This window comes from Aurantiacibacter hainanensis (assembly GCF_036321025.1).
In the GTDB taxonomy this organism is placed as follows: Bacteria; Pseudomonadota; Alphaproteobacteria; order Sphingomonadales; family Sphingomonadaceae; genus Alteraurantiacibacter; species Alteraurantiacibacter hainanensis.
In genome coordinates, this window is sequence record NZ_JAZAPB010000002.1 from 1,816,563 (window position 1) to 1,835,550 (window position 18,988).

Annotated in this window: 20 protein-coding genes and 1 tRNA gene; 9 read left to right on the forward strand and 12 right to left on the reverse strand. The window is 63.3% G+C overall.

Annotated features, from left to right (window positions below; all coding sequences use genetic code 11):
- Positions 1 to 12: 12 nt before the first annotated feature.
- From AAA989_RS16195 to AAA989_RS16230, 8 genes are all read right to left on the reverse strand, one after another.
- Positions 13 to 774 carry an SDR family NAD(P)-dependent oxidoreductase gene (locus AAA989_RS16195; protein ID WP_338245391.1) on the reverse strand — a complete coding sequence of 254 codons (762 nt, stop codon included), beginning with the start codon at positions 772 to 774 and terminating at the stop codon, positions 13 to 15.
- A gap of 158 nt (positions 775 to 932) precedes the next feature.
- Complete coding sequence (locus AAA989_RS16200; RefSeq protein WP_338245393.1) at positions 933 to 1,343, reverse strand: hypothetical protein; 411 nt, start codon at positions 1,341 to 1,343, stop codon at positions 933 to 935.
- A 292-nt stretch (positions 1,344 to 1,635) separates the two neighbouring features.
- Complete coding sequence (locus AAA989_RS16205; protein ID WP_338245396.1) at positions 1,636 to 2,352, reverse strand: hypothetical protein; 717 nt, start codon at positions 2,350 to 2,352, stop codon at positions 1,636 to 1,638.
- A 112-nt stretch (positions 2,353 to 2,464) separates the two neighbouring features.
- Positions 2,465 to 2,541: transfer RNA gene (locus tag AAA989_RS16210), tRNA-Met, on the reverse strand.
- Between the two features lie 131 nt (positions 2,542 to 2,672).
- Positions 2,673 to 3,212, reverse strand: coding sequence for a 2'-5' RNA ligase family protein (locus tag AAA989_RS16215; protein WP_338245398.1), 540 nt, complete (start codon positions 3,210 to 3,212; stop codon positions 2,673 to 2,675).
- Positions 3,209 to 4,180, reverse strand: a complete 972-nt coding sequence (mltG, locus tag AAA989_RS16220; RefSeq protein ID WP_338245400.1) for an endolytic transglycosylase MltG — start codon at positions 4,178 to 4,180, stop codon at positions 3,209 to 3,211. The genes AAA989_RS16215 and mltG overlap by 4 nt, the downstream gene beginning before the upstream one ends.
- Position 4,181: 1 nt before the next feature.
- Positions 4,182 to 5,444 (reverse strand): beta-ketoacyl-ACP synthase II, encoded by a 1,263-nt coding sequence (gene fabF, locus AAA989_RS16225; protein ID WP_338245402.1) that lies wholly within the window; start codon positions 5,442 to 5,444, stop codon positions 4,182 to 4,184.
- A gap of 98 nt (positions 5,445 to 5,542) precedes the next feature.
- Positions 5,543 to 5,779 (reverse strand): acyl carrier protein, encoded by a 237-nt coding sequence (locus AAA989_RS16230; RefSeq protein WP_305959329.1) that lies wholly within the window; start codon positions 5,777 to 5,779, stop codon positions 5,543 to 5,545.
- Positions 5,780 to 5,927: 148 nt separating this feature from the next.
- On the opposite strand from AAA989_RS16230, the gene AAA989_RS16235 reads away from it, so the two are divergent.
- Both AAA989_RS16235 and AAA989_RS16240 read left to right on the forward strand, forming a co-directional pair.
- Entirely contained in the window at positions 5,928 to 7,280 is a 1,353-nt protein-coding gene (locus tag AAA989_RS16235; protein WP_338245408.1) for an MBL fold metallo-hydrolase, read from the forward strand.
- A 186-nt stretch (positions 7,281 to 7,466) separates the two neighbouring features.
- Positions 7,467 to 7,901, forward strand: coding sequence for a ferritin-like domain-containing protein (locus tag AAA989_RS16240; RefSeq protein WP_338245410.1), 435 nt, complete (start codon positions 7,467 to 7,469; stop codon positions 7,899 to 7,901).
- A gap of 71 nt (positions 7,902 to 7,972) precedes the next feature.
- Here the strand turns inward: AAA989_RS16240 and aspS are convergent, their stop codons facing one another.
- Positions 7,973 to 9,832 (reverse strand): aspartate--tRNA ligase, encoded by a 1,860-nt coding sequence (aspS, locus tag AAA989_RS16245; RefSeq protein ID WP_338245412.1) that lies wholly within the window; start codon positions 9,830 to 9,832, stop codon positions 7,973 to 7,975.
- Between the two features lie 182 nt (positions 9,833 to 10,014).
- Between aspS and rnd the strand changes: the two genes are divergently transcribed.
- The 3 genes from rnd to AAA989_RS16260 all read left to right on the forward strand — a co-directional run bounded on the left by rnd (position 10,015) and on the right by AAA989_RS16260 (position 13,338).
- Entirely contained in the window at positions 10,015 to 11,202 is a 1,188-nt protein-coding gene (rnd, locus tag AAA989_RS16250) for a ribonuclease D (protein WP_338245415.1), read from the forward strand.
- Between the two features lie 32 nt (positions 11,203 to 11,234).
- The gene (locus AAA989_RS16255; protein WP_338245417.1) at positions 11,235 to 12,131 is read left to right on the forward strand and encodes a hydrogen peroxide-inducible genes activator; all 897 of its coding nucleotides are present in this window, start codon (positions 11,235 to 11,237) and stop codon (positions 12,129 to 12,131) included.
- A 73-nt stretch (positions 12,132 to 12,204) separates the two neighbouring features.
- Entirely contained in the window at positions 12,205 to 13,338 is a 1,134-nt protein-coding gene (locus tag AAA989_RS16260) for a serine hydrolase (protein WP_338245418.1), read from the forward strand.
- Between the two features lie 27 nt (positions 13,339 to 13,365).
- Here AAA989_RS16260 and AAA989_RS16265 read toward each other — a convergent pair whose 3' ends face one another.
- A complete protein-coding gene (locus AAA989_RS16265) occupies positions 13,366 to 14,046 on the reverse strand; it encodes a winged helix-turn-helix transcriptional regulator (RefSeq protein ID WP_338245421.1) in 681 nt (226 codons plus the stop codon).
- 188 nt (positions 14,047 to 14,234) lie between these two features.
- Between AAA989_RS16265 and AAA989_RS16270 the strand changes: the two genes are divergently transcribed.
- Both AAA989_RS16270 and AAA989_RS16275 read left to right on the forward strand, forming a co-directional pair.
- Positions 14,235 to 14,558, forward strand: a complete 324-nt coding sequence (locus AAA989_RS16270; protein ID WP_338245423.1) for a UrcA family protein — start codon at positions 14,235 to 14,237, stop codon at positions 14,556 to 14,558.
- A gap of 105 nt (positions 14,559 to 14,663) precedes the next feature.
- A complete protein-coding gene (locus tag AAA989_RS16275) occupies positions 14,664 to 14,873 on the forward strand; it encodes a hypothetical protein (RefSeq protein WP_338245425.1) in 210 nt (69 codons plus the stop codon).
- 41 nt (positions 14,874 to 14,914) lie between these two features.
- On the opposite strand, the gene pgsA is transcribed toward AAA989_RS16275, so the two are convergent.
- On the reverse strand, positions 14,915 to 15,508 hold the full coding sequence (gene pgsA, locus AAA989_RS16280) for a CDP-diacylglycerol--glycerol-3-phosphate 3-phosphatidyltransferase (RefSeq protein ID WP_338245427.1): 594 nt from the start codon (positions 15,506 to 15,508) through the stop codon (positions 14,915 to 14,917).
- Positions 15,509 to 15,648: 140 nt separating this feature from the next.
- Between pgsA and AAA989_RS16285 the strand changes: the two genes are divergently transcribed.
- Entirely contained in the window at positions 15,649 to 16,983 is a 1,335-nt protein-coding gene (locus tag AAA989_RS16285; RefSeq protein WP_338245429.1) for an MFS transporter, read from the forward strand.
- Here the strand turns inward: AAA989_RS16285 and AAA989_RS16290 are convergent, their stop codons facing one another.
- Positions 16,984 to 17,193, reverse strand: coding sequence for a hypothetical protein (locus AAA989_RS16290; protein WP_338245432.1), 210 nt, complete (start codon positions 17,191 to 17,193; stop codon positions 16,984 to 16,986).
- Between the two features lie 124 nt (positions 17,194 to 17,317).
- On the opposite strand from AAA989_RS16290, the gene AAA989_RS16295 reads away from it, so the two are divergent.
- Positions 17,318 to 18,973 carry a thiamine pyrophosphate-binding protein gene (locus AAA989_RS16295; protein WP_338245434.1) on the forward strand — a complete coding sequence of 552 codons (1,656 nt, stop codon included), beginning with the start codon at positions 17,318 to 17,320 and terminating at the stop codon, positions 18,971 to 18,973.
- The last annotated feature ends 15 nt before the right edge of the window (positions 18,974 to 18,988 follow it).

The following is an 18,988-nucleotide window of genomic DNA, read 5'->3' on the forward strand; positions in this document are numbered from 1 at the left end:
TGGGGGCAACTATCAGCGGATACCCTTGCTCTGGCCGCCATCAACGGCAAGCGCTGCGCCGGTAACCCACCCTGCCCGAGGAGAGACAAGCCATACAGCGACATCAGCGACCTCCTCCGGCTTGCCGAGACGCCCGAAGGGAATGCTCGAGCGGACCATTTCGTAAACGTCCGGTTTCTCGGTGCGGATTACATCCCAGCCGCCACCGGGGAACTCGATTGATCCGGGCAGCAGGGCATTTATCCTGACCCCGTTCGGCCCCTCGTTAATCGCGAGCTTCTTCGCATAGGCATTGAGCGCTGCCTTGGCAGAAGTGTATCCGAAGTCGTTCATCGGGGATGCCTCGATCCCCGATACGGACGAGATGAAGAGGATGGACCCGTCACCCCGCTCTCTCATGGCAGGGAGCACGGCATCGACGAGGCGGACGGCTCCCATGAGGTCCACGGACAAGCTCTCTTCCCAATCCTTGCGCTCGCCGCCCACAGCCAGCCCAGACGCATTGCTCACCAGAATATCGACCTGTCCAAAACGCTGGATCGTGGCATCAACGAGGTCGCGAACCGATGAATCATCGCTGACATCGCAGGAACAGGCGATCACCTCACCCCCGCTGGCCTCTATTTCCGCGGCAGCCTTCTCGAGAGCTTCGCGTCCCCGCGCTGCGATGGAAAGTTTCGCTCCCTCGGCAGCCAGCCCTTTGGCAATGGACAGACCAATCCCCCGGCTTGCACCCGTGACAATGGCGACCTTCCCGCCAATCCCCAGATCCATCGCAGTTCCCTCATGTTGCCTCATCCGCAAGCTGGACGCGCAAATGGCGATGGTCCAGCAGAAACGCGAACGGATGCCATGGGGGCAGGGAACGGTAGCGGAGGAGGTACTCGAACCCCCGACAAGCGGAGCCCGGCCCACTCCTCCGACATACCTTGCTACATAGTCAAAGGCTCATATTCGACGCGCGTTACCGTGAGTTCTGCGCCTTGATCGCTTGTGATGTCGGCGCTCTCGCCAATCTCCATCGTGGCCGGCGCCGTCCAGCACTCCTGTCCGTCATCGTTCATGGCACTTGTGAAGCACTGCATCCCGTCCACCAATTCGTAGGTGCCGTGATCGAAATGTTCATCCCCGGCATTCGCGATGTAGTTGCCTTCCGCGTCGATCGACTCCAGAATTTCCGTGTCGTCCATTACGAAGGTCCAACTCGTCTCGTTCAACGACATCACTTCGGCAGGAGCTTCCGCTGCTGGCTCAGCAGCCACTACAGTCTCCTCTTCAGTTGCCGGCTCACCGCAAGCTGCGAGAGCGACGATGCTGGAGATCACAAGAAACTTCTTCATCATGTCATTTCCCCCCTTTGAGAGAGGAGAAGTTAGCATCACAGGAAGAAGGTCCCAAGTTGATTCCAGATTGGCCACCTTCACAGCGGTGCCTGAGAAGTAAGGTGTGGTATGCTCCGTGTCTGCTAACCGACTATAGTCGAGCGGCTTTCTACCCAAAACCGGACACAGGCCCTGGCCACCGCGGAGCAGAGCTCGCGGCTGGTTCACCATTCATTTCTGGAAAATGGTAGCGGAGGAGGGACTCAAACCCCCACTCGGATAGGAAATGCGTTCTAATGGGCGGTGATGGCTCTCAGGGAACCGGCACCAACCGAACGTTATTGCCAAAGTGTCGCTCAAGCGCCGCAACCAGCGCTCCACGATGATCAGCACCCACCGCGAAGAGAACCCGGCCACCTTCCGGCCTCGTCTTTCGCAAGGTCGTCACAGCTGCCACGGCATTCGCAGCGATCCTCCGATCTCTCTCGGCGTAGAACCCGTTCAACAATGCGAACTTTGATCCTTCCAGCAGATCGTTGAGCGCGGCGTAATAGTCGGCTGTCGCACGATCATATCGTCCATCGTTCAGCGAAGCCGACGTCGCAGTTGCCAGGATTTCCTGCTGGCGAGCCTGCGCTGCTTCGGCCTCTGGGGAGTGCAGCGCATCATCTTGCGCAAGCTCCCGCTGAAGGTTTGTAATGGCGCTCTGCTCGCGCCAATAGTTCTCGGGGATCGGGCGGCCTTCAAGATCCTCGCCGAGCCAGTCGATACCGACGATACGGTCTGGATAGCGTCGAGCCAGTTCGCGCATTTCGCGCGGGTAGTTACGCGCAAGATAATCCTCGCCCCGTTCAAGGTCTTCGTGCCTGATTTCGGTGCCGACAAGGTCGGGATCGAACGCTTCCACGATCGCGTAGAAATCTTCGTAGGAATAGTGCCCACTATCGGCATGAGCGCCGTGCATCGTTGCGACGACCATGATTTCGATGGGACTATTGTCCTGCGAAGATTCCATGCCGCCAACGGCCATGCAACCCGCAGCCCAAAGCGCAACCAACGGGGTCAAAGCCCTCACCACTCTGGCGAGCGTCCAAGTTTTCATCAGACCCACCCCGCATGGCCGCCTGGCGACAAACTGCGAATGGTAGCGGAGGAGGGACTCGAACCCCCGACACGCGGATTATGATTCCGCTGCTCTAACCACCTGAGCTACTCCGCCATCCGGCAGCGCCGTCCACGTCGCGAAGGGCGGAGGCGAGGCGCGCCATTTAGGTCCGCTTTGCAGCGCGGTCAACCTGCCAATTTGCGGCTGGTGAACAGCAGCGCGCATCGCCGGGCAGGTGCAGCGATTCAGCGACCCCTCGCGGGCGCACCGCGAAAGGCAAATCGACCCAGTTCCTCCCACGGACCGCCGCGATAGGCATGCAGTTGCAGACCGGTGAAAGCGAAATCGCGCGGTTGCACGATCGGCGTCAGCTCGGCCTGGAGGGTCTTGGCCTCCTCTATGCTGACCTTGTTCTGCACCGTCACGTGCAGGCGCGGCTTGTGCTCGTCCTGCGGTGTCAGCATGCCGTGAAAGCGATCTGCCAGGTCGCTCCAGATGGCGATCATGCCTTCGCTCTCCAGCTTCAGCGCCGTGCCCTTGCCCAGCTTCATCACGCCGACCAGCCGTGCAGGGACCGGCGGGGTTTCGCGCACGATCTGTTTCAGGCAATCGCGCAGTTCGCCCTCGCAACTGGGCGGCAGGGCGTGGAACAGCGTGACGTGGGCCTTGAGGTAGTTGCGTTCCGGGGGAAAGTGATCCTGCCGCAACTGGTTGGCCCAGCTGAACAGGTCGGGCGGCATTTCGGCGGTAACGATCAGCGGAGCGGGACCACCATCGCGGCTCACATCTCGCCTCGCTCGCGCCGCAGGGCAAACCAGCGTTGGACCGCCTCGTTGTGCTCCTGCAGGGTCTCGTTGAACTCGTGCCCGCCACTGCCATCGGCCACCATGTAGACGGCGTCGGTTTCCGCCGGATTGAGCACCGCTTCGATGCTGGCGCGGCCCGGATTGGTGATCGGGCCCGAAGGAAGGCCGGCCATCTGGTAGGTGTTGTAGTCGTTGATATCGGCGATTTCCGACTGCCGGATGCGCCGCCCAAGGGGGCGTCCGCGGGTGATCGGGTAGATGATCGTCGGATCCGCCTGCAGGAAGATGCCCTGCCGGATACGATTGGAATAGAGTCCCGCCACCATGCGCCGTTCTTCCGGCACGCCGGTCTCCTTCTCGACGATGGAGGCCAGGATCACCGCCTCTTCCGGTGTGTTGGCCACCGTTCGGTCGGACCGCTGGGGCCACAGCTCGGCAATCGTCTCGTCCATCGCGCGCTGCATCCGCGCGAGGACGGCGACACGCTCCTCACCGCGCTCGAAATCATAGCTTTCCGGCAGGACGCTGCCCTCTTCCGGAACCGGGATTTCGCCCACCAGCAGGTCTTCCGCCATCAGGATATCGTGCACGATGACCGACGGCGTGCCTTCGGGAATGGTCACGAAGCGGCGAATCACCTCGCCGTGCTGCAGGTGATCGAGGATGCCGGCGTTGCTCATCCCCGGTGCCAGCAGGAATTCGCCCGCCTTGATCGGATCGTTGCTGCCCAGCACCTTGGCCCGCAGCAGGAAGGAATCGGCAGAGGCGATATGCCCTTCCTCCGCCAGCTTCTGCGCCACCGACGTCAGCGATGCGCCAGAGGGAACGATGAAGGCCGTTTCCTCCTCGACCTCGCTGTCGCCGTACCAGCCGAGCGCGAACCAGCCGCCGACGGCTGCCACCGCCAGTATTCCCAGCGCGACGAGGGCCGCCAGCAGCTTTTTCATGTCAGTCCTCTACGCGCTTCATCACCAGCGAGGCATTGGTCCCACCAAAGCCGAAGCTGTTGTTGAGCACTGCGTTCACCTCCCGCTTCTTCGCGGTGAGCGGGACCAGGTCGACGCCTTCGGTGCCCTCGTCAGGATTGTGCAGGTTCAGCGTGGGGGGAACGATCTGGTCGCGCATGGCGAGGATGCAGAAGATGCTCTCTACCGCACCGGCGCCGCCCAGGAGGTGGCCGATGGCGCTCTTGGTGCTGCTCATGGAAGCGCCGCCGAGGTCATCGCCCATCACGCGCTTCACCGCCGCCAGTTCGATGGTGTCGGCCATCGTGGAGGTGCCGTGGGCGTTGACGTAGTCGATATCGGACGCCTGCAGACCAGACTTGCGGATGGCCATGCGCATGGCGTTTTCCGCACCCTTCCCTTCGGGATGCGGCGCGGTGACGTGGTAGGCATCGCCGGACAGGCCATAGCCCACGACTTCGGCGTAGATCGTCGCGCCGCGTGCCTTGGCGTGTTCGTATTCCTCCAGCACGACGACACCCGCGCCCTCGCCCATCACGAAGCCTTCGCGATCCTTGTCATAGGGGCGGCTGGCCTCGGTCGGGCGGTCGTTGTAGCCGGTGTTGAGCGCGCGGGCCTGGGCGAAGCCAGCCACGCCCAGCGGATTGATGGTGCTTTCCGCCCCGCCCGCCAGCATGATGTCGGCATCCTCCAGCGCGATCATGCGCGCGGCATCGCCGATCGAGTGCGCACCGGTAGAACAGGCCGTTACCACGGCATGGTTCGGGCCCATCAGGCCGTACTTGATCGAGACCTGGCCGCTGATGAGGTTGATCAGCCGCCCATGCACGAAGTGCGGCGAAACACGGCCCGGGCCGCGTTCATGCAGGTTCACCGATTCCAGCTCGATTCCCGGCAGACCGCCGATTCCCGAACCGATGGAGCACCCTGCGCGCAGCTTCGTCTCTTCGTCCATCTCTGTCAGGCCGGCATGTTCGAGCGCCTGTCCGGCGGCATCGATACCGTAGATGATGAACGGGTCGACTTGCCGCTGCACCTTGCTGTCCACCCGCTTGTCGGGGTCGAAGCCCCACGGATGATCGGCAGGCTTCACTTCGCCCGCGATCAGGCACTTCTGCCCCGCGGTATCGAAGCGCGTGATCGGACCGATCCCGCTCTCGCCCGCGATCAGGTTTTTCCAGGTCGTCTCTACATCACCACCCAGCGGGGTGACGAGTCCCAGTCCGGTCACGACGACACGCCGCATATTCTATCTCCAATCACGAAAGGCCCAGCCTATCCGGCCGAGCCTTCCAACCCCGTCCGCGTCCGGGGAGACCTTTCGCGAACGAGGCCAGTTGTCGGTTAAGAGGTGTGCTCTTCGATGTACTTGTTGGCGTCGCCGACCGTGTTGATCTTTTCGGCGGCATCGTCCGGAATTTCCACGCCGAACTCTTCCTCGAACGCCATGACAAGCTCGACAATGTCGAGGCTGTCCGCGCCCAGGTCGTCAATGAAGCTGGCGTCCGGAGTCACCTTCTCTTCCTCGACGCCGAGATGCTCGACAACGATCTTCTTCACGCGTGCGGCGATATCGCTCATGTATTCCCTCTCACTTTCGGGGTTTCGAATTACGCTTTCGCCCTAATGAACGCGCGTGACAAGCGCAAGTGCCGGAACATGGCGGATTTGCGAGAAGGCGCTACCCCGCGACAGGAAACAATCCGCGGGACCAATTCGTTGGCCCTGTATGATACTCGAAAAAATCAAGACGCCCGGCCTTTCGCACCTCTCCTACCTCGTGGGATCGGACGGCGAGGCCGCAGTAATCGATCCGCGCCGCGACTGCGCCATCTACCTCGACATGGCGCGGGCGCGGGGCCTGCGCATCACCCACATCCTGGAAACCCACCGCAACGAGGATCTCGTCTCCGGCGCGCCGGTCCTGGCTGACTGGACCGGGGCCAAGGTGCTGCACGGTCCCAATTCCGCAGGCGAGATCGTCTATGCACAGACCGCACGCGAAGGTGACGAGATTTCCATCGGCCAGCTGCGGATCGAGATCCTCGAGACGCCGGGCCATACCGACGACAGCCTTTCGTTCGTGCTGCACGACACCGCCTATCCCGATGGTCCGGTCGGCGTCTTCACCGGTGACGCCCTGTTCGTGGGCGATGTGGGTCGCACCGATTTCTATCCCGACCGCGCCCGCGAGGTCGCCGGGCTGCTGTACGACAGCCTGCAGAAACTGCTGGCACTTGGCGACCAGACGATTCTCTACCCGGCGCACGGCGCGGGCTCGGTCTGCGGTTCGGGCATGGCGGAGCGCGAGTTTTCCACGATCGGCCACGAAAGCCGCAACAACCCCCGCCTGAAGATCAAGGACCGCGAGGCCTTCATCGACGCCAAGGTCGACGAGGTCCACTATCAGCCGCCCTACTTCCGGCTGATGGAAAGGCTCAACATGGAAGGCGGCAGCGCCCCGCCCCGCTCCGCAAGGCCTCGCCCTCTCACCTTGGCACAGCTCGAGAATTCAGGTGCAGACCACCTGATAGACGTTCGCGAACCGGGTGCATGGTGCGCGGGTCACCTGCCCGGAAGCTATTGCATTCCTGCAGGCATGATTCCCGCCTTCGCCGGCTGGTTCATCGGCGAAGACGAGAGCATCGCGCTGATCGCGTCGGACGAGGAAGCCCTGGAGACAGCCTGCGCCCATTTCGTCCGTATCGGCCTCGACAACATCGTAGGCGGCTATACCGGCGTCGTCCCTGCCGCCGCACAGGGCCGCGACCTGGGCCAGGTGCCGATGATAAAGACCGAGGAGGTCCGCCGCCGGCTGGAACAGGGCAGCGACAGCTGGACGCTCGTCGACGTGCGAGCGGCGGACGAGCGCGAGGAGGCGAAGATCGACGGGTCGCGGCATATATATGCCGGCCACCTGAACGAGCAGTGGCGGGATCTGGACCCCCTCGCCTCCTACACCCTCATGTGCGCCAGCGGCATGCGCGCCACCGTCGCTGCCAGCTGGCTGGCCAGCAAGGGGTTCGGCAACGTCGATGTCTATCTCGGCTCGATGGGGGCGTGGAAGAACTCGGCCTCCTGACATGGCTCCTCAGCGAAAGGGAGCGGCCGGCGTGATCCATATTCGCGCCGAACCGACCAAGTTCTGAAACCTGGCAGCACCCGGTCCGGCGTGTGCAACGACTGACGGCGTTTCGGCACACGCATTGGGAGCCTGTGCATCGCCGCTTCGTTGATCGGATAACCACCTGATCAAAGGAAACTTCTTATGTCTGCCAACACAGTTCTCAAGACCCTGACCGACACCGCCTTCGACTCGGTCGAAGGCTATCGCAAGGCCGCCGAAAAGGCGGATAGTCCGCAACTGAAACAGGCTCTGCAGCAGCGTTCACGAAAGCGCGAGCAGACCGTTTCGCAGCTCAACGCCGAGATCCAGCGCCAGGGCGGTGACCTCGTTACGAAGGGCACGATGACGGGCGAAGCCCATCAGCTCTGGATGAGTATCGCCGATGCCTTCGAGAACGGCGACGAGGCCGCCGCCGAGCGTGTCGAGGAAGGCGAGGATTACCTCAAGGCCAAGTTCGAAAGCGCGCTGGAAGACGATGATCTCGACCCGCAGTCGCGCGCCGTGGTCCAGCAATGCTATGCCGAGATTTGCGAAGGCGAACAGTTCGGCGACATGATCGCAGAGCAATACGACTGATCAGTCGGCCGCTAGGCCCACGAAATCAGCAGGGCGCGGTTCTCTCGGGAGCTGCGCCCCTTTGCGTTGTGTCAGCTATCCTGCGGCGGAATGTCGTGCTTGGACGCTTCGCTGTTCATGTCGGTCTTTTCCGCCTTGCTGGCATCCTTGTGGGCTTCCAGCGCCTCGCCGGACAGGCGGATGTGGACGTCGCGAAGCTGGCGCGCGCTCACCACGCTGGGTGCGCCCATCATCAGGTCCTGCGCCCGCTGGTTGAGCGGGAAGGCAATCACTTCGCGAATGTTCGGCTCGTCCGCCAGCAGCATCACGATGCGGTCGATACCCGGCGCGGAGCCGCCGTGCGGGGGCGCGCCCAGCTTGAACGCCTCGATCATGCCGCCGAAGTTCGCATCGACATCTTCCTGCGAGTAGCCGGCGATCTCGAATGCCTTGTACATGATGTCCGGCCGGTGGTTACGAATGGCACCCGATGACAGTTCGTAGCCGTTGCAGACGATGTCGTACTGCCACGCCTTGATCTCCAGCGGGTTCTGCTTCTCCAGCGCCTCCATCTCGCCCTGCGGCATGGAGAAGGGGTTGTGGCTGAAATCGATCTTCTTCAGTTCCTCGTCGTATTCGAACATCGGGAAATCGACGATCCAGCAGAACTTGAAGCAGTCCGGCTCGATCAGCTCCAGCTGTTCGCCCACGCGGGTGCGGGCGGCGCCGGCCAGCTTGACGGCGTCCTTTTCCTTGCCGGCTGCGAAGAACAGGCCGTCGTTCTCGCCGAGACCCAGCTCGTCGTAGATCTTCTGCATGTTCTCGGGCCCGTGGTTCTTGGCGATGGGACCGCCGAACTCGCCCTGCTTGCGGGTGACGTAACCAAGGCCGGAGAAGCCTTCCTTGCGCGCCCAGTCGTTCATCTCGTCGAAGAACTTGCGGCTCTTCTCGTTGGTGCCGGGTGCCGGGATGGCGCGCACGACGCCGCCGCTGCCCACGATCTTCTCGAAAATGCCGAAGCCGGACTTCTCGAAATGCGCAGTGACGTCGGAAATAAGGATCGGATTTCGCAGGTCGGGCTTGTCGGTGCCATATTTCAGCATCGATTCCGCATAGGGGATGCGCGGAAACTCGCCCGCGGGCGTCACGCTCTTGCCCTTGCCGAATTCCTCGAACACGCCGGCCAGCACCGGCTCGATCGCCTGGAACACGTCTTCCTGGGTGACGAAGCTCATCTCGAAATCGAGCTGGTAGAATTCCGGCGAGCGGTCGGCGCGCAGATCCTCGTCACGGAAGCACGGGGCGATCTGGAAATAGCGGTCGAACCCGGCCACCATCAGCAGCTGCTTGAACATCTGCGGGGCCTGCGGCAGCGCGTAGAAACGGCCGGGATGCAGACGGCTGGGCACCAGGTAGTCGCGCGCGCCCTCGGGGCTGCTCGCGCCCAGGATCGGCGTCTGGAATTCGCTGAAGCCCTGGTCCGTCATGCGGCGACGCAGCGACGTGATCACGCGGTTGCGCAGCATGATGTTGTTGTGGACCCGCTCGCGCCGGAGGTCGACGAAGCGGTATTTCAGGCGCGTATCCTCAGGGTAGTCTTCCGCCGAGTTCACGATCAGCGGCAGTTCGCTGGCGCGGCTCTGCACCGTGACTTCGCGCGCGAACACCTCGATCTCGCCGGTCGGCAGGTTCTTGTTCACCGCCTCCGCATCGCGCGCCTTCACTTCGCCGTCGATGGTGACGACGCTTTCCAGCTTGAGGGAATCGAGCAGTTCCAGCGCGGGCGAATCCTCGTCCGCAACCACCTGCGTGATGCCGTAATGGTCGCGCAAATCGACGAACAGCACGCCGCCGTGGTCGCGCTTGCGATGGATCCAGCCGGACAAACGAACGGTTTCGCCGACATTCTCTTTGCTCAGCGCTGCGCAGTTGTGGGTACGATAGGCGTGCATGGGGACTCTTTTCATCTGGCAGGTTATGGCGCTAAGGGCGCGCTGACGATGCGCGGCGGAACGCCAGTTCTCGTGCGCGCGCTAACAGGCGAAGCGCAGCCTTTTGTCAAGGAGACACAGCCTTGGACAAGGGCGCGCCGGGCCGCCGGGCGGTGAACCGTCCAGACATGAAAAGAAGACGTATGCATATCCATCCCCTCATCACCAAGACCGACGACCTAGCCGAACTTTGCGAAAGGCTGGCGCAACATGATTTCGTGTGTGTCGACACCGAATTCATGCGCGAGAACACCTACTACCCGCTGCTGTGCCTCATACAGATCGGCAACGAGGACGAGGCCGCCGCCATCGATCCACTGGCCGATGGCCTGGACCTGACCCCGCTGCTGGACCTGCTGACCGACAACGAGGACGTGCTGAAGATCTTCCACGCCGGCGGGCAGGACGTGGAAATCATCTACAACCTGACGGGCAAGACCCCGCACCCCATCTTCGACACCCAGATCGCCATGATGGCCATCAGTCAGTCCGAGCAGATCGGCTATGCCAACCTTGTCGAAAGCTGGCTGAACAAGACCATCGACAAGGGCGCGCGCTTCACCGACTGGAGCCGTCGCCCGCTGACCGACCGGCAGATCGAATATGCCATCGGCGACGTCACCTACCTCGCCCGCATCTTCCCCAAGATCCTGAACAAGCTGGTCAAGACCGACCGCGGCCACTGGCTGAACGCCGAGATGGAAAAGCTGGCGGACCCGTCCAACTACGCCAACGATCTGGACGAGGCATGGCGCCGGATCCGGTCCCCCGGCCGTAATCCGGTCGTGCTGGGGCGGTTGAAGGCGCTGGCCGCCTGGCGCGAATCCGAAGCGCAGGACAAGGATATCCCCCGCGGCCGCATCATCCGTGACGAGACGCTGGCAGACATCGCCAGCCATCCGCCCAAGAAGCAGGCCGATCTTGCCAAGGTGCGCGGCCTTTCCAACGCGTGGAAGGAAAACGAGATCGGCAAGCGCCTGATGCGCGTGCTCGGCAATGCCGATTCGCTGGACAAGGACGAGATGCCCGAAAAGCCCAAGCGCGGCGCGCCTCTGGGCAAGGAAGGCGCGCTGGTGGCCGACCTGCTGAAGCTGCTGTTGAAGATACGCTCTCGCGAGATCGACGTGGCCTCGCGCCTGCTCACCCGGTCCGACGAGTTGGAGGCTCTCGCCGCCGGCGTCCGCGACCTGCCGGTGCTGGAGGGCTGGCGCTACCAGGTGTTCGGCAAGGATGCGCTGGACCTGGTGGAAGGCAAGCTGGCCTTCGCCGTCGAGAAGGGTCGCCTCAAGATGACCCACATCGACGACGTCAAGGCGGAGATGGCGGAGTGACCGCCGCGACCACGCGGCCAAAGGGGGGCTGAATGTCCACCTATCTCCCCACGATCAAGCAGCTGCAGTACCTCGTCGCCCTGCACGAACAGCAGCATTTCGGCCGCGCGGCAGAGGCGAGCTTCGTCTCGCAGTCCACGCTTTCGGCGGGCATCCGCGAGCTGGAATCGTTGCTGGGCATCACGCTGGTGGAGCGCAGCCGGCGCGTGGTGAGGTTCACTCCGCTGGGCAATTCGGTGGTGGAGAAGGCGCACCGCGTGCTGCGCGAGACGGAGGAACTGGCCGAACTGGTACAGGCCGCCGGCAAGCCGCTGTCGGGCGAATTGCGCATGAGCGTGATCCCCACCATCGCCCCCTTCCTGCTGCCGCGCATCCTGCCGCGCCTGCGCCGTGAACGCCCGCAGTTGAAGCTGTTCCTGCGCGAGGAACCGAGCGACCAGGCTCTCGAATCGCTTCATCACGGACGGGCGGACTGCGTGCTGCTGGCCCTGCCCTTCGCCACCGGCGACGTGGAAAGCGCGACGATCTGTCAGGACGAGCTTTTCGTCGCCTTCCCCAAAGACGACCCGCGCGATCCCCCGGCGGAAATAGAACCTTCCATGATCGACGAGGGGCGCCTGCTGCTGCTGGAGGACGGTCACTGCCTGAAGGAACATGCCCTGGCGGCCTGCAACCGCCCCGAACTCAATGCCAGCGCCACGATGATCGGCACCAGTCTGCACACCTTGGTGCAGATGGTGGACAACGGGCTCGGCCTGACCATGCTGCCGAAGATGGCGATCGACGCCGGCATCCTGCACGAGACCGACGTTGTCGCCCGTCCGCTGCACGGCGACCAGACCAGCCGCGAGATTGCCCTCGTGTGGCGAACCAACTCGCCCCGGTCGGACGAATTCCGCCTGCTGGCCGAGGAATTGCGCGCAGGCTGACCGGGCGCGCGCGCTTTCATCCGTCGCCTTGGTTTTTCTTGGAAATCTCATCCATTTCACCCGTTGGAAACCCATGATCCGAAGCGCCGCATTTCTGTCTCCCCTCGCCCTCCTCCTCGTCTCCGGTTGCGGAACCGCCGAAAATCCCCAGCCTCCCTACGGCGTGGAATGGGGCGAGGAAATTCGCCAGGCCCAGGCGACCCCTACCCCCGCGGTTACTCCCACCCCGAAACCGCAGCTGGACCCGCAGGTCGTGGAAGCGCGCGAGACGCTGTCGGAAAGGCTGGAAGCGATCGGCGAGGAATTTGGCGGATCTATGGGCATCGCGGTGGTGGACGTCGACAGCGGGTGGAGCACCGGCTTCAACGAAAGCGCGCTCTTGCCGCAGCAGAGCGTGAGCAAGACCTGGGTCTCGCTCACTGCGCTGGCGATGGCGGAGAAAGGCCTGCTCGATCTCGACGCGCCGGTGCGCGTCAGCCGCGACGACCTGACCTTGTTCCACCAGCCGATCCGCAACGAAATCCTGCGTGCAGGAGCCATTGAAACCACGGTCGGCGAACTGATAGAACGCGCCATCCAGCAGAGCGACAACACCGCCAACAATGCCATCCTGCAACGCGTTGGCGGACCGCGCGCCGTGCGCGCCATGCTGGCCGAGAAGGGGCTGGACGGCATCCGGTTCGGTCCCGGCGAAAAGCCGATGCAGGCCGCGATTGCCGGGATGGACTGGCGCGACAGCTATTCCTACGACAACAACTTCTACACCGCGCGCGACCTCGTGCCCGAGCGGGTTCGCGAGCGTGCCTTCGAGAAATACCTCGATGATCCGGTTGACGGCGCAAGCCCCCTCGCCATCGCCCGGGCCCTGGCCGCCATCGAGCGCGGCGCGGTCCTGTCGAAGAAGCGTGCGGAAGAATTCCTCACCATCATGTCCAACACTCGCAGCGGACCAAGACGCCTGAAAGGCGGCCGGGCCGAAGGCTGGGTGGTCAGTCACAAGACCGGCACCGGCCAGTTCTGGAACGGCCAGCAGTCCGGCTACAACGACGTGGGCGTCCTCTTCGCGCCCGACTCCTCGGCCTATGCCGTGGCGGTGATGATCGGCGTTACGAAGCGACCGACCATCGAGCGCATGGAAATGATGCAGGACGTCACCCGCGCGGTCATCGCCTATCACGAGGCGCTGGAGGCAGCGCGGGAAGCCTAACGGCGGCGGCCGATGGCGCCGACCGGTCTAAACCTCGCTGCGGCGGGTAGCCAGGGGAGACAACGGCATCCAGCGGTCAAGCGTCGTGATCAGGTCGCTCGGGCCGTCCACGACCATCTCGCCATTCTCGATCATCTCCTGTGCCAGGACATCTCCGCGCCAAATCCTCAGGAGGCCGCCGATTTCGCACGACAGGTAGATCGTCACGTCCTTGCCCGGATTGTCTGAACACAGATCGACCTTTCGCCCGTTGGCAACCAGCCACCATGACTTGAAGTTCTCTGCATCCCGAAGGGCGATGCTGATGACCGTCTCGCCGTCGGGCAATTCCCTCGTCCGCAAGGTCTTGTGAATGTCCCACATCATCGCGCCGATATCGATATTGCGGTCGCGGACGTTGCGGGCAGCCCATTTGAGGCCCCAGACCGCGAGATGTTCGATAATCGGGCGGAGTTCGCGCCCGGACGGCGTGAGGCGGTAGGTCGCGCTCTTGAGGCCGCTGGTCTGGCGCTTAACGATCAGTCCTTGCTCTGCCATTGTCTTCAGCCTGGCGCTGAGAACTGCCGGCGAGATGCGCGGGATAGCATCGGTCAGATCGCCGTATCGCCGCGCGCCCATCATCATCGTCCGGATTATCTGCAGCACCCATTTGTCGCGGATCAGCTCGCTGGCCTTGGTGGCCGGGCAGTGGGTTTCCGGATCGAGCATTCTACATTCAGCTCAGCGAGCCCTTTCGAAAATTTGCCGCATCATAACCTCGCCGCTCCGTATTGCGAAGCGCCCTGCTATGGATTCCATAGTCGTTACCTTCGCGTCCCGAAGTATCTGCAGCGCGCTTCCCGGTTCATCTCTCCTTCCACGGCTGATCGAAAGCCGGTCAACACGAGGAGATTACCATGAGAAAGGGAAGAACAGTTCTGCTGGCGATGGCTTGCTGCTTCGTTGCCACCAGCCTCCATGCCGCCGAAGAGGAGGTTTCGTTTCACTACACCCTGGAAGAGCTGGCGAACAGCGAAAGCGCTGAGGAGCTGTTTGAGCGGGTCCGCCAGACAGCCCGCGCGAACTGCCCGCGCTCCGCCACGGTCCCGCGCAGGCTGGTACGTGAATGCCGCCAGAACATCGAGGAGCAGTTGATGGTGAAGATCGAGGCTGGCGATCTCGCCGACACTCTGGCTCTCGACGACGACCGGGCCGAGGAGAATGTTTCACCTCGCTTGTAGGGCGGCCACCAGGCGCACTCTCTCGCACTGCCGCAAGACCGGGATTCGTGCAGGTCGGTGAGGCTTTACCAATCGTAAACGTCAATGCGGCACTGTATCGGTGTTATGAGTGCTGATGCAGAACATCTCGACCATGAGGGTGTAGAGCACCTGCGCCCAGCCCAGAAGGTCTGGTGCGTCCTCATGCTCTCCGTGATCCTGGGAAGCGTCGCGACCCTGGGGGTCTTCGCGGAGCAACAGCTCTATCCCGAGGGCGAACCGGTCCTGCGGCTGGATCTCGACACCCTGACGCCGAAGCCGGGCTTTGAACTCTAGAGACCGTCAGCGTGGCACGCGATGATCGCGCCCGCCTCCGCTCAGTCCATGTGCTTCAGACCAACGCGCAGGTAGTCCCAGCCCGTAATCAGCGTCAGGATTGCCGCGGCCCACAGGGTGATAAGCCCCACCGTGTGCGGCACGTTCGCGGCAATGTCGCCCAGTTGCATCGTCCAGCCCGGCAGGCCCTGCCCGAGGATCAGCGATCCCAGCGACACCAGCTGGAACGTCGTCTTCCACTTGGCGAGCTTCGAGACCGGCACGCTGACCTGCAATTCGCCAAGGAATTCGCGCAGGCCCGATACCGCGATCTCGCGAATCAGGATGATGAGGCCCGCGATCACGTGCGCATCGCCCACGAAGGGGCCGCGCAGGATGCCCTGTGCCGCCAGCACCAGGATGACCGTGGCGACCATGATCTTGTCGGCGATGGGATCGAGGAAGATGCCAAGCCTGCTCACCGCGCCGCTGGAACGCGCCAGCAGTCCGTCGAAATAGTCGGTGATCCCCATCAGGCAGTAGAGCGCAAAGGCAAACAGGTAGCCCAGTTCCCAGCCCGGCCACCACAGCAGGAAGCCGAGCAGCGGCAGCGTGAGAATACGGCTGAGCGTGAGGATGTTGGGCAGGGTCCACATGGTAACTGGCGCCCTAGCCGCTTTTGCCGGGCAGGAAAATGGTTCGGGGAAAAAGGTTGGCGATCAAGGGGCCTTGTCCCTAAACGGGTCGCACGTGTCCCGCCACGGGATGAGCTTTTCGGGCGATCCGCAAACATACCATGCTGACTTCCACCCACCTGCTAGGCCAACGCCGGTTCCTGCCGTTGTTCTGCACCCAGCTGCTGAATGCCTTCAACGACAATCTCTACAAGACGACGATGGTGCTGTTCGTCGTCTACAGCGTGTACAATTCGGCGGACAGCGAGACGATGTTCTCCGGCGTGGCATCGGCCGTGTTTATCCTGCCGTTCTTCCTGCTTTCCGCCATCGCCGGGCAACTGGCGGACCTGCGCGACAAGGCGGCCATCATCCGCAAGGTGAAGGCGGCCGAGATCGGCATCATGACGGTCGGCGCATTCGGCCTTTTCCTGGCGTGGGAGGGCATCGCGGTGGACGTGCTGGCCATTCCGCTGCTGATGCTGGCGCTGTTCGCGATGGGCGTGCATTCCACCTTCTTCGGCCCGATCAAGTACGCGATCCTCCCGCAGCATCTGAACAAGGACGAGGTGCTGGCGGGCACCGGGCTGGTGGAAGCGGGCACCTACATCGCGATCATGGCAGGCACCATCATTGCAGGTGTGCTGGCAAACCACATCGAAATCGCCGCCGCGGCGATCCTGGGGTTCGCGATCATCGGCTATATCACCAGCCGCCAGGTGCCCCCGGCACCGCCCATGGGAGCGCCGGAAAAGGTGGACTTCAACCCCTTCACCTCGTCGTGGCGCATGATCCGGGAATGCACCCAGAACCGCGAAGTCTTCTACGCCATCCTGGCGATCAGTTTCTTCTGGACCATCGGCTCGATCCTCTTCATCCAATTCCCGCCCCTGGCCAAGAACGTGCTCATGGCGAATCCGACCGTGGCCAGCCTGTTCCTGGTGTTCTTCTCCATCGGCGTGGCGGTTGGCTCCGTCACCGTGAACCTGCTGCTGAAGGGCACGGTTTCGGCGCGCTACTCGCCCATTTCGGTGCTGCTGATGGCGGCGATGGTCGCCGTGTTCTATTTCGTCTGCAAGGCGTGGAACGCGGGGCTGCGGGATACGCAGCTGATGGATGTGGCCACTTTCCTGTCCTATCCGCTGGCCTGGGCCGTGCTCGGCAGCCTGCTGATGATCGCGATATTCGGCGGCATGTTCGTCGTGCCGCTCTACGCCTTCCTCACCACCAAGGTGCCGAGTTCGCAGGCCAGCCGGGCCGTGGCAGCGAACAACATCGTCAATTCGGGGGCGATGGTGATCGGCTCGCTCTTTGCGCTGACCCTCAGCGCGGTGGGCGTGCCGCTGGCCGAGCAGGTGCTGCTCAGCGCCGGAATGTGCCTGATCTCGGTCTGGCTGGGCGGATTGCTCTACAAGGCGGAGAAAGAGGCCGCCCAGGTGCTCGCCGCAGCGGAATGATCAGGCGATGAAGGTGATCGTGGCCAGGAACGCCGCGGCATAGGTGGCCGCGACCGTCTCCAGATCGTGACGCGTCAAGCCGAGGGAAAGGCGCTCCCGCCAGGGGGCCATCGGCTCGATTTCATTGGCGCGCGCCAGCACATGCGGCGGCAGGGAAGCCCGGTAGGGATGGTGGGCCGACTCGGTTGTAAGGACCAGTGAGCGTCTCATGATTTGGCTTTAACGTTTTGGTAACGATTTGGCTCCTCCGCCTTGTGGACATGTTCAGGGTCGGGACAGTTGGTAAGTCCGGCAACGAGTTGCCGCTCCCCTGCCCCACCGCTATCGGGTGTGCATGAGCACAACCGCCGCCCGCCTTCTCGTCGATTGCCTTGTGGAACAAGGTGCCGACCGCGTCTTCACCGTGCCGGGGGAAAGCTTTCTTCCCGTCCTCGATGCCTTGTCTGATTGCGAAGCGATCGAGACGGTAACCTGCCGGCAGGAAGGCGGGGTCGCCTTCATGGCCTGCGCCGACGGCAGCATGACCGGCCGACCCGGCATCGCCTTCGTGACGCGCGGCCCCGGCGCCACGAATGCCAGCATCGGCGTGCATGTCGCCATGCAGGACAGCCAGCCGATGATCCTCTTCATCGGAGACGTGGATTCCACCATGCGCGACCGCGAGGGATTCCAGGAAGTGGATTTCCCCGCATTCTTCGCACCCATCGCCAAATGGGCCGCCCGCATCGACGACGCCCGGCGAATTCCCGAGTACGTGGCGCGCGCCTGGTCCACCGCCGTGTCGGGCCGTCCGGGCCCGGTCGTTCTCGCCTTGCCCGAAGACATGCTGCACGCGCACGGTCTGGACGTGCCCATGCGCCCTGCCGTGACGCGCCCTGCACAGGCGCCCTGCCCCGACGTGATGGCCACGATGATGGAGATGATCGGCGATGCCGCCGCGCCTCTCGCCATCGTGGGCGGCGCGGGGTGGAACGCCCGTGCGCGCCATTATTTCACCGAATTTGCCGAGCGGATCGGGCTCCCCGTCGCAACGGCCTTCCGCCGTCAGGATGCCATATCGCCCGAATCGCCGGTCTATGCCGGCAACCTGGGTTACGGACCAAACCCGCAACTGACGGAGCGCGCGAAGGCAGCGGACCTGTTGCTGGTGGTCGGCGCGCGGCTGGGAGAAGCGACGACCGACGGATACACGCTGATAACGCCCGATCATCCGGATCAGCAGCTGATCCACGTTCATCCCGATCCCGAGGAACTGGGCCGGGTCTACCGCACGGATCTGCCGGTCTGCGCCGACATGGCCGAATTCGCGGAGAGCGCTGCGCTGTGGGACGATGGCGACGTGATCGATTTCGATTGCGGCGCCCAGGCCCATGCCGAGTGGAAGGAGTGGAACACCCCGCGCGAGGATGCGCAGTTCGATCTCGACCTAGCGCGCGCAATGGCCACCTGCCGGCGCGTGCTGCCGGCGGATGCAATCGTGTGCAACGGTGCGGGAAACTTTGCCGGGTGGTGGCACCGCTACTGGCCCTATGCCGGATACCCCTCGCAACTGGCGCCCACGGCGGGCGCGATGGGGTATGGCGTGCCAGCCGCGGTTGCCGCGGCGCTGCGCTTTCCCGATCGCTGCGTGGTGGCTGCGGCAGGCGATGGCGATTTCCTGATGAACGGTCAGGAACTGGCCACGGCGGCGCAGTACGGCATCGACCTGCTGGTGATCGTCTTCGACAATTCCACATACGGCACGATCCGCATGCATCAGGAACGCGAGTATCCGGGTCGCGAGGCATCGACCCACCTGGCCAATCCGGATTTTGCCCGGATGGCCGAGAGCTATGGCGGCTGGGGCGCGAGAGTGGAGGACAATGCGGGGTTCGACAGCGCTCTTGAACAGGCGATGCAGCGCAAGGGCCTTCGCCTGCTGCACTGCATTACCGATATCGAGCAGTTGAGCGCAGCCGGAGCAACGGTGAGCGGCCTGCGCTCGCGCTAGTCATCCCCCATACGA